Here is a 13487-nt window from a genome sequence, read left to right as displayed (position 1 = left end):
TAAGGGAAATATCAAAAGACCAGAGAATAAGATAAATTCCCTGATCTTTTAGTATTTATTATTCTTTTTTGTATGGGATACCCAGTTGTGCGGGTACATTAAAATGTTTTCGGGAAACAGTCAAAACTATGGTCAAAATGTATGGGAGGGCAATAAACAACTCATTTGGGAAATAACTCCCTCCGCCTTTTGATTGCATAAAAATAGAAATTGCTTCAGCCAAACCAAACACAAATGTTCCAATCGCTGCACCTTTAGGATTCCAGTTTCCAAGAAAACATATACCAAAGGCAATCCAGCCACGTCCGTTAATTATATTTGAGGTAAACATGCCTAGATACCCAACAGAGTAAAATGCTCCAGCAAGTCCACACATTACTCCTGATAAAGTAACTGTAATAAATCTTAGTTTGTCTACATTTATTCCCGCGACATCAACAGACTCTGGATTTTCTCCTGCTGATCTTACACTTAATCCAAAAGAAGTTTTGTATAATAAAAAATAAGCTAAAGGTATAACAATGTAGACTGCATAAGTCAGAATATTTTGTTGAAAAAAAATTTTTCCTAAAAAAGGGATTTCTGACAAGAAGGGGATTTCTATTTTGTTTAATGTCTGAATTTTTAAAGGAGAAGTCGGTACACCGAACAAAACGCGTTGAAAATATAGGCAAAAACCAGCAATCAGAATGTTAAGTGCCGTTCCTGTAACCACTTGATGTTGCTTCAATGTAATACAGATAAATCCATAGAGCAAAGCAACAAGTATGCCGCATAAAGCCGCAAATAGTAGTCCTATAGCAATGCTTCCCGTTAAGTAAGTACCAATAAAGCCTCCCCATGCACCGATTAAGAAAATACCTTCAATTGCTGTTACCATCATTCCAGATCTTTCAGAAATAACTTCTGATATAGAGCCAAACAATAGAGGTGTACTCATAGTAATGGCTCTATTAAGTATACTTATAATCATGTTAAGCCATCCTTTTCAATTTCAATTTTTCTCTTCTATTGTTCAAATAGTTTCTAAAAAAATAGGACATAATAACAAAAATCATGACAGATCCTTGCATCAATTCAATAAAACTTGATGGAACATTGATATTTGACATTCTTCCCATCAGTGTCCCAATAACATTCAGTATACCAAAAAGCAGTGATGCAAAAATTATTCCTATAGGATTTGAATTAGCAAGAATGGCAATTCCTAAACCAGCTGCTCCTACGCCTGGATTAAGATCCTGAATTAACATGTGCTGAACGCCATTTACTTCAGTGAAACCAGCCAAACCAGCTAAGGCCCCACTGATAAAAAAGGTTAAAATATATATTCGTTTGGCGTTAATACCGGATACCTTAGATGCAATCGCATTGCTCCCCACTGATCTAATACGGAAACCAAAGGTCGTTTTATACAGAATGATCCAAATGAAAATAGCAAGTACAATAGCGAGAATAAAACCAATATTTAATCTTGTTCCATGAGCAATTGTCGGAAGCCATGAAGAACTTTTTAGTGCATCGGTTTGAGGATATTCTTTTTTTGACTCCATAAGGAAGGTGCGAAGTAAATAATTCATCAAAGCTTGAATAACATAGGTCGACATCATACTGACGAGAAACTCATTAGCATTAAATTTTGCTTTTAAAAATCCTATCAAAGCGCCTATCACCCCACCAGCAATTGCTGTTGAAAAACCAACCAAGATAAACAGAATAAAAGCTGGTACTTTATCTTGAAGGAGCAAAGAAGACGAAATAGCAGCAATTGCCCCCATGTAAAATTGACCTTGAGCACCTATGTTAAATAGATTGGCTTTGAAAGTAAAAGAAAAAGCTAATGCTGTAAAAATCAGAGGTGTCGCCTTTAGAAAGACCTCTCCTAATGTATATTTATCTGTAAAAATCGTTTGTAAGGCGCTTATAAAAACTACTGTAGGTTCCACATTGATAAATAATAATAAGCTAGCACTTATCAACAAACCCAAAAAGATTGCTAGAAAGTTCGTAACGATTAAATCTCTTAATTTAGTATTCATTAGATTACCACCTCATTTCTCAGATCGTAACCAGCCATAAGAAGTCCTATCTCTTCTACTGATATTTCATCGTTATTAAAGATTCCCATGATTTCACCTTTGTACATGACCGCAATTCGATCACATATATCAAATATTTCTGATAATTCAGTTGAAACCATCAAAATACTTTTTCCTGCTTTTTTTTCATGTAAAATCGTACTGTGGATGTTATTAATCGCTCCTAAATCCAATCCTCTAGTCGGCTGATTCAAAACTAACAACTCTTCTCCCAAATCAACCTCACGACCAAGAATGACTTTTTGCTGATTTCCACCAGACAGACTACCAATTTTGGCTTCTGGTCCAGGAGTTTTCACACCGTATTGCTTAATGATTTCTTGTGTAAAATTAAAAAGAAATTTGTTATCAATCAGACCATGATTTGCCCATTTTTTTTCGTAACTAGTTTTTAGCATCATGTTTTCTGCCAGTGAAAGGTTTGAAACCATCGCATCTCGATAACGGTCGACTGGAACATAACCAACTCCTTTGTTGACTCTTTCTCTAATTGTACAATTATTTATCAGTTCACCGTTTAATTCAATTCTTCCGTCATCCGGCTGTTTTATTCCTGTGATAACTTCACATAATTCTTCCTGTCCGTTACCACTGACACCTGCAACTCCAAATATTTCCCCAGAGTAGACATGGAGACTGATATTGTTAAGTAATAAATTTCCATTGGCGCTTTTCAAATTTATGTTCTTGACTGATAGTTTAATTTCATTAGAAATTCTTTCTCTTTTTAATAAATTTGTTTTGATAATATCTTCTCCAACCATTAATTTTGAAAGCTCATTCTCATTTGTTTGGTCTTTTTGAAGATTGCCGCAAATACTACCATTTCTCATCACAATTATCCTATCAGCAACCTTCATAACTTCTTTTAGTTTATGGGTAATGAAAATAACAGAATTTCCTTGACGAGTATATTCTGTTACAAAATCCATCAATTTATCCGCTTCTTGAGGAGTCAGCACAGCTGTTGGTTCATCCATAATTAATAGCTCGGCATTAAGATAAAGTGCCTTAACAATTTCAACTTTTTGTTGGGTTCCGACATCCAAATCTTTGACTAGCTTAGATAGCGGAAGTTCAAAATGGTATTTACGTGCGATAGTATTTACATCACTCTCACATTGCGTATAGTCAATAACACCATGTACTGTTCCCAAAATAATATTTTCTGTCACTGTATGTGCCGGAACTAGAGAAAAATGTTGCTGAATCATTGCAATACCAAGTTTTTGGGCACTCTTCGGATTGTCAATTATTTGTTTTTTGCCATCTTTAAAAATTGTTCCTTCATCCGCACTATACAACCCATAGAGTATTTTCATGATTGTACTTTTTCCAGCACCATTTTCGCCTAATAATGCTAATACCTCTCCTCGCTCAATAGAAAAGGATACATCTTTATTGGCAACAACTTTTGCGAAATACTTAGATACATTTTGTATTGCAAAAAAAGATTTATGTTTATTCATAACTGTACCTCTTTACTTATTGAACAGTTGTGTCAAATCCACACTACCACTATTAAACTCTTCTATGCCACCTTCCACAGCCTGTTTCACATCATCATCAATATTTTCGGTATAAACAGGTTTAAATATACCTTCTTTAATTCCTGCTTCATGTATCTTATTTCCTACAAGTTTTCCATCCATGTACTGTTCTATTGCCCACACATAAAATGTTTCAAAATCAAACACGACCGAAGCTACTACGATGTCAGGATCGATTACGGTTTGATCACTTGAGAACCCGACAACTTTAACTCCTTTTTGAATTGCAGCTTCAATGGATCCTAAGCCAACTTCATTGGCGTAGATAAAAAGAGTATCAGCACCGTTATCAATCATTTGCTCTGCAATTTGTTTCCCCAGTGAAACATCGTCCCAACTATTTGCATAAGTACGAACAGCTTTTGATTCAGAAATTCCTCGCTCTAACGCAATTTCTACACTGTTTTTTTCATAGACGTCCAGCAGTTGTTCCATTGGTTCATTTGGGAAACCACCAATTGTGGCGAAATTTCCATTTTCAGTAATATTTCCAGCAATTATTGAAGCAATATAGCTGGCCTCAAATTCTTTAGGGAAAATCGGTGCAATATTTTCTCCTTCCGCTCTAGTACCATTAACTACACAAAATGTTGCATCTGGAAAATTGGGGGCAACTGTTGCAACGGCTTCGTCAAACTGCGATCCTGCTGACATAATCAAGTCATAGCCTCGTTCTGCATATTCCCGAAATGTTGCTTCGTAATCAGCAGCTTGAACATTTTCTACATATTCAATATTAGTGCCTAACTTCTCATTAGAAGCCTTCAATCCAGCATAGTTAGTAGCATTCCAACTCTGATCGTTAATTGGACCTGGAAGAATCAAAACAATTTTGAAATCGCCCGCCTTTTTGTTTTTGGTTTCTTGACCGCCACCAGAATCAGACTTGTCATCTCTACCACATGCAACACTTGTCATTAAAACAATAATCAATGTTAAAAGTGAAAATAGTTTCTTTTTCATAATATAATCCCCCTAAAATTAAGTAAACGCTTACTTTTAGTATAATACAAAAATATTATAATACCATTCAACAATATTACGTTTTAGTTTGAAATATTATGCTCATTATTCCTATACTCTTTAGGTGTTATTCCGAAATTCTTTTTAAAAAGCGTGCTAAAATATTTTGTATCTTGATAACCTACCATTTCAGAAACTTCGAATATTTTATAGGAGATATCGTTTAAGTAAATTTTCGCCTTCTCTAGACGAAGCATTTGGATATATTCAAAAAGATTAACTCCCATTTCTTCTTTAAATAACATACTCAAGTAATTTGGAGAGACAAATAAATTATCCGCAATCTCTTTAAGAGATAGTTTCCTACAAAAATGTTTATCAACATAGTCAAGACACTTGGCAATGATTATATTTTGGGATTCACGAAGGGGTTCGACAAGTCGTGGATCGGTTTTTTTTGCTATGTGATCTCTAATTTGATTGATTACATTAAACAGTTCTTTTGTATCAGTAGGTTTTGTCAAATATTTTCGTACATTTAGATCAATAGCTCTTTGAGCATATTCAAAATATCCAAAGCCACTTAGGATGACAATATCGATTTTCGTATTTTCTTTTCTGATTTCTTCAATTAATTCTAGTCCGTTCATTCCAGGCATTTTGATATCACAGATAATTAAATCAACAGAATTTAATCGTAAAAAGTCTAATGACTCTAAAGCATTGTCGAAAGTATAGAGGCACATTTCTTCTCCATATTTTTTTTTAAGAAGTTTCTTCAGACCTTTTCTTACTTTTGGTTCATCATCAATAATCAATAAATTCATCATTAGACTTCTTTCCTCCTTTTGGTAATGTGATAGTTACAATTGTGCCAATACTATGTTGGTTTGATATTTCTAATCCATATTCTTTTCCAAAATATATTTTCAATCGTCGATTGACATTATCAAGTCCGATACTGTTTAGATTATTTTGTTTAGATTTTAGCTTCTTATTTAACTCAATTAACTTATCCGAAGGGATTCCTACACCGTTATCGATTACTTCAATATACACAATTTCATCTTTCTCATAAGCTCTTAGTATTATTTCAATACAAAGTTTGTGATTTTCAGCGTCAACTCCATGAATCACAGAATTCTCAACGATAGGTTGTAAAATTAGTTTGGGGACTTCGATAGTCATTAGGGCTTGAGAAATGTTTATTTGGTATTTCAATCGTTCTTCAAAGCGATTTCTTTGAATTAATAAATACGATTCAATATAGCTTAGTTCCTCACGTAATGTTACAGTGCTAATAGCGGTGTTTAAGCTGTACTTTAAAATATTACCTAATGCTACAACAACCTCACTAATCTCTTCCTCATCATTTTCAATTAACATCCAATTAATCGAGTCTAGAGAGTTGTAAAGAAAATGTGGATTTATTTGTGCTTCAAGTGCACTTAACTCAGCATTTTTTTGAGTGATCTTGCTAAGATATACTTCACGAATTAATTGCTGTATTTTAATTAAAAGATGATTGAAAGAGTTGCCTAATTTACCAATTTCGTCCCTTCTATTAACAGATAAAATATTCTGGTAATCGCTCTGTTGAGCATTATCCATGGCGTCTGAAAGTTGGTTTAAAGGTTTTGTCAATTCAATTGAAATAAGCAACACAATAATTGAGAATACAACGGTTGTTGTAACTACGAATAACAAGACAACTTTTTTTAAAGGGGCATTTTCCGCTATCATATCTTTTGTAGAAACCATGGCAACTGTTCGCCATCCGGTTAGTCCGTTGAGCTGGTTTGTAGTAAAATATTCTTCCTCATTTATGACAAGTTGATTTTGATAGTGGTTATTTTCAATTTCCGATAAGTAAGGCAGCCATCTTTGCCCAACTGCCTTATTTGCTGCTACTTCTTGATGATTTTTGTCTATAATAAAAATATATTGGTTTATGAACAAATCTTGAACAACTGGTATTAAATTTATAAAACTATTTATATTCACTTCAATTGCTATGACATTCTTACTGTCTATACCGAAGCAAGCTAAAATCTTTTTTTCTAAATCATCACTATAACCAACTACAGGTTTGACAATCCCATACCACAAAAGTTTCCCGGGTGTATTTTTGGCTGTTTCCAAGAAATCTTGAGCTAAAAACATTTTTACTGGATATTGACTAAGATTATGTGCTCTTGCTGAATAATGGTGAATGGTATTTTCATCAATCAGCATGACAGCATTGATGTTGCCGATAGTCTGTTCCAAATAAGAGTGGAAGTTTTTAATTGTTTGGTCAATCACTGTTGACTGAGATATTTGTAAATCTTGCATTATATGATTGTTTTCCACTGCACTGCTAACACTATCGTTAATAAACCGAACTTTCGTATTTAGATTAATATCAATCAAATTGACTAAACTTGCAATCGTTTGTTTTTTTGTTTGAATTGACTTGTCGTTAGCATAATAATACGAAAAATAACCCACAATTCCCCCTTGTACTAAAATGCAACAAATAAATAATGTTAATATTTTAGTTCTAAACTTCATAAGAAACCCCTTTCAATAATTGTTATGATAATATTAAACGATCGTTTATTTCGTGGTCTGAATTTTTCCAGTACCTCAACAATTTGGACAAAAAAATCTTTTATAGAGAATAAAGCTGTTCAAATTATCAGTTTATTCTACACTATTTAATTGGTAGTGACATGAATACAATGTTTGATAAAGCATGATTTTATCATGCTTTACTTTACTATTGCAAGATACTCAAAAAGTATATTTTTAGAATTATTATTTTCTTTAGTTGGGAAAATAATTTATTTATTCTTAAGATAGTATTCATTTTCTTGCTTCAATTTCACAAACCTTACGGACGAAAAATTGTAGATTATAGTCCAAAAACAACAAAATTTTGTTTTCTTATCTTAGAAATATTGTGTCGCCACCTATTATAGCGTAAAGTTAAGGTGAGATGAAATCGGTTACGATTTTCTTGTTGCTCAAATCGGATTATCATGAATGGAGAGACTCCTATGCTGTTAGAAAAAATCAAAGAAGCTGGAATCGTTGGATGTGGAGGAGCAGGGTTTCCAACAGCCACTAAACTGGCAACACAAGCAGAATATTTTATTATCAATGCTGCAGAATGTGAGCCGTTGCTGAAAACAGATCATTATGTCATGGACCACTTTGCAAGCGAATGTATTAAAGCGATTGCAGCTGTTGGGAAAATTCTTGACGCAAAAAAAATTGTGATTGCAACAAAAAAGTATTATACACATCAAATTCAGCAGCTCCAGACCGCGATTGAAGAACAAAATGCACCGATTGAAATTTTTAAAATGGATAATTTTTACCCCGCTGGCGATGAGCAAATCATGGTTTACGAAATAACCGGTAGAACTGTTCCCCCTGGGGGTATTCCAATTTCAGTCGGATGTGTGGTTTCAAATATCGCAACGATGCTTAATGTGTATGAATCTATGGCGGATATTGTCGTCACACATAAATATCTGACTATTACAGGTGCTGTTGCAAACCCATGTATACTATATGTACCAATCGGAACTTCCTTTAAAGAGTGTTTGGAGCAAGCCGGAGGAACATCGTTGACAGAATTCCTCTTTCTCAATGGGGGACCTATGATGGGAGCCGTGGGAGATGAATCGACATTTGATCAACAAGTCGTGACAAAAACTACTTCGGGTATCATTATCTTCGAAAAATCGGGTTTTATACTTGATATCTTTAGTCAAACGGATCAAACAATCACCAATACTGCCCGCTCCTCATGTATTCAATGTACACTTTGTACCGATTTGTGTCCGCGTTATTTGATTGGCCACCCGCTTCACCCTCATCGAATTATGCGCCACTTAGCCATATCAAATGTTCCTGACTCTATCGATGACGATCCGATTTGGCAGGAAGCCTTATTGTGTTGTGAATGCGGTATTTGTGAAGTAATTGCATGTCCAATGGAGTTAATGCCGCGTCAAGTGAATATTTATGTTAAAAAAATACTAGCGGAGAAAGGGATTCGGTACCAAGCAAAAGATCAGGAGTTAGTCGCTCATGAGATGCGTGATTTAAGAAAAGTACCTCCTAAAAATATTCTTCTGAAAGATGAATTACAACGTTACGCCGATCTATCTATTGAAGAAAGAAGAGATTATGAGCCAACAAAAGTCCGTATTCCGCTGCAAATGCATATAGGAGCTCCTTCTACAGCAATTGTGGCAATAAATCAGGAAGTAACCAGAGGTGAATTGATTGCGGAAATACCTGAAAAATCTCTAGGTGCAAAAATCCATGCCAGTATTGATGGAAAAATCACCGCAATTACTTCCCATGAAATTGAAATCGAAAGGATGAATGTCAGATGAAACAGCTATACTCCATCGGATTTCTCGAATTAAATAGTATTGCACGAGGTATTGAGTGTGTCGACTATATGCTGAAAGTGGCCGACACTAAGCTCATCATGGCAAAAGCAAGCTGTCCTGGGAAATACTACATAATGATTAGCGGGCAAGTTGCAGCTGTGGAGCGCTCAATTCAGGTCGGAACGGAAATCGGAGGCAAACATATTGTCGGACAACTTGTTATTCCACGGGTTAGCCCCGCTGTTATCCAAGGTATCAACATGTCCCATATCCCTGATCAAGTGGAAGCTGTCGGCGTTATCGAATACTATTCTGCAGCAGGTTCTATCATAGCTGCTGATTACGCAGTCAAAGCTGCTGATGTTGAAATAATTGCCATCCAACTAGGGACCGGCATAGCAGGAAAATCTTTTGTAGTTATGTCAGGTGATGTTTCGGCAGTTAAAGCTGCAGTTGAGGCTGGTGTTGAAGGTGCTCTAGAGGAAGCAATGCTGATCAATAAAGTTGTCTTATCCAATCCTGATCAAGCACTTGTCAATAGTTTAATTCAATAAAACCAAACTAAAAAGGCTATCTCAGCAAAAGCAGCCTTTTTAGTTTGGTTTTTAAAGTTGTTTTAATTAAACTGACTCTGCCATTTCAGAGGACATATATTTTTTACGGAATTTCGCCGGTGTGACTGAAGTCAGCTCTTTGAAAATTTTACAGAAATAGCTAGTTTGAGAATAACCCGCTGTACTAGAGATGACCTCAATACTTAAGTCAGAATTTAGCAGCAAGTTTTTTGAATAGGCAATTCTTTGTTCATTCAAGTAGGTCACAAAATTTTTCTTCATGACTTGTTTGAACAATTTACTGAAATAATATTGACTTAAATACACGTGATTGGCCACATCATTTAAAGTCAATGGACCATTCAGATTCTCTTTGATAAATATTACAGCTTTTAATATTTCTGGCGATTTTTGACACTCTTGCGGTATCGCAAAATTTAACTGCGATTTTGGCTGAAATGGAAACTCATACCGGTTGACTGTTGCCAGTAAACTAAGACAGCTGATGACCTGTTCTTCACTTAAACAAGGTAGAGATGCCGTAGAATGTTTCGCAACAGGCTGTTTTTCAGTCAGAGCCACTGAGCAATCGGGCATTTCAAAATCCGGTACTTTTTCTGCTGGTTTTATTTGAACCTCGCTGCAAATGACATAACCTGCTACGTGTCTTTTTTTAATAATAGGAAAAACTATTAATAATAGTCCATTAGGGCAGTACGATAAGTAAGGGGTTTGAGACTTGAATGCTTTTTTTTTGCCGAATTCAATCAAACTAGAAGCAATGCTCCCGTAAGGAGACTTAGTCTTTTCTGGATAAATTTTTTTTTTATTATAGACTTCAGAAACTTGATTGCCGTTTAAATCGATAATCGCCGCAGTAAATCCGCTGACGAAAGCGAAATTTTTAACAAACTGTTCTAGCTCAGAAAGTTCTTCCCTGCTTTCATCTAAAAATAATTTCAAAATCTTCATCCCCTTGCTATGATATTTTTTAGCCTGCCCAGTCAGCTGGGTACGTTACATAAGTAAACCTTGCGTATCCTTTGACTGAGAAGATAACTTTAGTACCTTTAGGAATAAAAACTGCCTCTCCCGGCTTGGCACGTACCTCTTCCCCATCGACAATGACAGAAAGTTCTCCTTCAATCACATGGTCGACTTCATCATACTCCAATAACCACTCGAAATCTGTGTCGGTCATTTCCATCATACCGAATCCCAATCTTGGACTTTCTGTCAGAGACAGCATATCACGACAATACACTTGATCAGCCGGGTTTCCAGTATCAAGCCTGTCTTCCTCACGACCATGGTAAGCTGGAAGGGATAGCGAACAAACACCGCTGTTCAGCATTTTTTTTCCAGGATCTTTAGCGAATTTTTCTACTAGAACTTCGCGAATGATTTGTTCTAATTCTTTACGATCCATAATAGATTTATGCCTCCTCTGCGGTCAATGTTTCGGAGTTATCCTCTTTCGCCATATTTTTAGTGAAAAGCATTGCTACTAAGATAGCAGTAATCCCGCCAACTAATTTTCCAACGATCATCGGAAAAATCATTTCTTTAGCAACGCCTGCTGTAAAGCCAAGATGGTCCCCTAGTACAAAAGATGCAGAGACAGCGAAGGCAACATTGATCACTTTACCACGCGGGTCCATGTCTTTCATCATTTGGAACATTGGAATATTGTTGGCCAATGTTGCTACCATTCCGGCCGCAGCAATTTCATTCATTCCTAAAACAGAACCAAGCTTCATTAGTGGCGTTTTAAAAACTTTTGTAATAACTGAAACTAAGACGAATGCTCCAGCTAAAGTCAGTGCGATAGAGCCCACTGTTTGGATACCTTCAGAGATTGGAGCCAAATCCTTGACGATTGTCAAGCCGACTAATTCTTGCAGTGCGCCTAAAACTAAACCTATAATAGCAACAATGACGACACCTTTACCAAAAATTGTAAATCCTTTGACCATCCCATCAGGAATTTTCCACAATCCAATGATAATCAGCAATGCAAATAGTACGATTGGAACAAGGTTGCTTAAAATCATCATAATATCATAACCAGCAACGAGCCCACCTACAAAACAGCCGATAGGAACTGTGATGATTCCGCAAAGAACGCCAGTTGCCAAAAATCTCTGATCTGATTTTTTAATGATACCTAATGCTACTGGAATTGTGAAAACGATTGTCGGTCCCATCATTGAACCTAAGATAGTTCCCGCAAATAATCCTGCCTCTTTTGTCTGTGATAATTCCATCGCCAAGTTAAAGCCGCCCATATCATTGGCTATGATGGTAGTGGCAAACATTGCCGGGTCTGCTCCCAACATTGTATAAAATGGAACCACTACAGGTTTTAAAATCGTAGCCAATACTGGTGCTAAACAGATGATCCCGACCATTGATAGAGCTAACGAGCCCATCGCCATGATTCCTTCTTCAAACTGTTCACCTAAGCCGAATTTATTATCGATACATTTATCAATAGCACCTACGACCAGGAAAAAAGCGATAATATACATAATTATTTCATTGATACTCATCTATCCTGCTCCTTTTCTTTTTATTCAACCTCAATGGAATCAATAATCCCCACAATTGTGGCATCCACTGGAATTGTTATGTTTTCTTGAAAAGAACACCTGGCAGAGCTGCCCGTCGTGATCAACACAGTGTCCCCAACACCTGCTCCAGCATTATCTGCTGCAACCAGAGTAGAACCTGATATGCCATATGTAGGATTAAGCTTCACGACTAAAAATTTTAATCCGTTTAGTTTTTCATCTTTTCTAGTGGCCCAAACACTGCCTGTCACTTTTCCGATCAGCATCTAACCCCCCCTATTCATTCTTTTTCCTTTAAGGATAAAAATTCTATCCCATAGAGATAAAGCATATTTTCATATTCCAGAATTCTTTTTTTAAATCCGTATCTGGCGGAATCTAAAATGTCTTGATACGTTCGACCTTCCTTTATAACAATCACTTTTTCTCCCTTGGATAAAAGCGATACAAATTCCTTTTCACTTTCAGTTTGAGGCTGAAGCAAAGCTAAGCGTGCCAAACTATCCAGACTTATATTTGGCAAAACATATAACGGGATAGAGTTTTTCAAACGCAATTTTTTACGCCAAATTTTTTCTGTATTATCGGGAAGAACAAACGACTCTTTGGTCAAATAGATCAGATTACCGGATGAATTTAATGTAAGCCGTTTTTCAATCTCATCGGCGATAATCTGTACCCAATGTTCAATCATTTTTTCATTCATTTTATCCCTACTTTATTATGGTACCTGTCATTTTTTTTGAAAAACCGCATGCATTGGCCTCATCGTAGTCAATATGCATACTTGTAGCAAATTTTGGACTTACACGGATTACCACATCATCAAAAATGAGTGATCTTTGCTCTGATTGAATTTTTACTTTCACGATTTCCCCATGACTGACATTGAATTTTTCGGCATCTTTTTCAGCCACATGTATGTGCCGTTTCGCAACAATTAATCCTTCTGATAAAGCCACTGAACGGCTGCCGTTAACTAAAATCACACCAGGCGTGCCTGAAATATCCCCACTCTCTCTTACAGGCACCTTGATGCCAAGCGAGGTGGCATCGGTCAATGAAACTTCGACTTGTGATTTTTTCCTAACCGGACCCAAGACAACCACATTGTGCAGCGCCCCTTTCGGTCCCAAGAGAGTCACCCGCTCTTTAGAAGCAAATTGGCCAGGTTGTGAGAGAAATTTCGAAATTGATAATTCATAACCTTCGCCAAATAATAACTCTAAATGTTCTTGGGAAAGATGGACGTGCCTGCCGCTTGCTTCGATTTGGAAGTGTTTTTGTTCACCGATTTTTTGGACGACCTGATCTACGATCAAATCAATAAATTTTTCATCCATTCGCTCACCTT

The 13487-nt window shown here is 36.2% G+C and carries 14 protein-coding genes; 2 read left to right on the top strand and 12 right to left on the bottom strand.

Going from position 1 to position 13487, the window contains the following annotated elements:
- Positions 1 to 58 precede the first annotated feature (58 nt).
- The 6 genes from AC4PHI_RS07145 to AC4PHI_RS07120 form a co-directional block, all read right to left on the bottom strand.
- The gene (locus tag AC4PHI_RS07145) at positions 59 to 973 is read right to left on the bottom strand and encodes an ABC transporter permease (protein ID WP_492199232.1); all 915 of its coding nucleotides are present in this window, start codon (positions 971 to 973) and stop codon (positions 59 to 61) included.
- A 1-nt stretch (position 974) separates the two neighbouring features.
- Positions 975 to 2039, bottom strand: coding sequence for an ABC transporter permease (locus AC4PHI_RS07140; protein ID WP_492199231.1), 1065 nt, complete (start codon positions 2037 to 2039; stop codon positions 975 to 977).
- Positions 2039 to 3568 (bottom strand): ABC transporter ATP-binding protein, encoded by a 1530-nt coding sequence (locus AC4PHI_RS07135; RefSeq protein WP_492199230.1) that lies wholly within the window; start codon positions 3566 to 3568, stop codon positions 2039 to 2041. Before AC4PHI_RS07135 ends, AC4PHI_RS07140 begins: the two co-directional genes overlap by 1 nt.
- Positions 3569 to 3580: 12 nt before the next feature.
- The gene (locus tag AC4PHI_RS07130; protein ID WP_492199229.1) at positions 3581 to 4612 is read right to left on the bottom strand and encodes a BMP family protein; all 1032 of its coding nucleotides are present in this window, start codon (positions 4610 to 4612) and stop codon (positions 3581 to 3583) included.
- Between the two features lie 83 nt (positions 4613 to 4695).
- Positions 4696 to 5442 carry a response regulator transcription factor gene (locus AC4PHI_RS07125; protein WP_492199228.1) on the bottom strand — a complete coding sequence of 249 codons (747 nt, stop codon included), beginning with the start codon at positions 5440 to 5442 and terminating at the stop codon, positions 4696 to 4698.
- Positions 5420 to 7165, bottom strand: coding sequence for a sensor histidine kinase (locus AC4PHI_RS07120; protein WP_492199227.1), 1746 nt, complete (start codon positions 7163 to 7165; stop codon positions 5420 to 5422). Before AC4PHI_RS07120 ends, AC4PHI_RS07125 begins: the two co-directional genes overlap by 23 nt.
- A 488-nt stretch (positions 7166 to 7653) precedes the next feature.
- Here AC4PHI_RS07120 and AC4PHI_RS07115 point away from each other — a divergent pair, with 488 nt between their 5' ends.
- Both AC4PHI_RS07115 and AC4PHI_RS07110 read left to right on the top strand, forming a co-directional pair.
- A complete protein-coding gene (locus AC4PHI_RS07115) occupies positions 7654 to 9006 on the top strand; it encodes a 4Fe-4S dicluster domain-containing protein (protein WP_492199226.1) in 1353 nt (450 codons plus the stop codon).
- A complete protein-coding gene (locus AC4PHI_RS07110; RefSeq protein WP_492199225.1) occupies positions 9003 to 9560 on the top strand; it encodes a BMC domain-containing protein in 558 nt (185 codons plus the stop codon). The genes AC4PHI_RS07115 and AC4PHI_RS07110 overlap by 4 nt, the downstream gene beginning before the upstream one ends.
- Positions 9561 to 9626: 66 nt before the next feature.
- Here AC4PHI_RS07110 and AC4PHI_RS07105 read toward each other — a convergent pair whose 3' ends face one another.
- Genes AC4PHI_RS07105 through eutD form a run of 6 tightly spaced genes read right to left on the bottom strand, consistent with a single transcriptional unit; the run spans position 9627 to position 13476 of the window.
- On the bottom strand, positions 9627 to 10523 hold the full coding sequence (locus tag AC4PHI_RS07105) for an AraC family transcriptional regulator (RefSeq protein ID WP_492199224.1): 897 nt from the start codon (positions 10521 to 10523) through the stop codon (positions 9627 to 9629).
- Positions 10524 to 10551: 28 nt separating this feature from the next.
- A complete protein-coding gene (locus tag AC4PHI_RS07100; protein WP_492199223.1) occupies positions 10552 to 10989 on the bottom strand; it encodes a cupin domain-containing protein in 438 nt (145 codons plus the stop codon).
- A 7-nt stretch (positions 10990 to 10996) separates the two neighbouring features.
- Positions 10997 to 12112 (bottom strand): ethanolamine utilization protein EutH, encoded by a 1116-nt coding sequence (eutH, locus tag AC4PHI_RS07095; protein WP_492199222.1) that lies wholly within the window; start codon positions 12110 to 12112, stop codon positions 10997 to 10999.
- A 20-nt stretch (positions 12113 to 12132) separates the two neighbouring features.
- Positions 12133 to 12399: a EutN/CcmL family microcompartment protein gene (locus tag AC4PHI_RS07090; protein ID WP_492199221.1), complete on the bottom strand. Its 267-nt coding sequence runs from the start codon at positions 12397 to 12399 to the stop codon at positions 12133 to 12135.
- 14 nt (positions 12400 to 12413) lie between these two features.
- Positions 12414 to 12839, bottom strand: coding sequence for a hypothetical protein (locus tag AC4PHI_RS07085; RefSeq protein WP_492199220.1), 426 nt, complete (start codon positions 12837 to 12839; stop codon positions 12414 to 12416).
- Between the two features lie 7 nt (positions 12840 to 12846).
- Positions 12847 to 13476, bottom strand: a complete 630-nt coding sequence (gene eutD / locus AC4PHI_RS07080; RefSeq protein ID WP_492199219.1) for an ethanolamine utilization phosphate acetyltransferase EutD — start codon at positions 13474 to 13476, stop codon at positions 12847 to 12849.
- Positions 13477 to 13487: the final 11 nt, after the last annotated feature.

This window comes from Vagococcus sp. QWL-13 (assembly GCF_058683555.1).
Note: the sequence above shows the minus strand (reverse complement) of the source record. Positions and strands in the feature narration are given on the sequence as shown.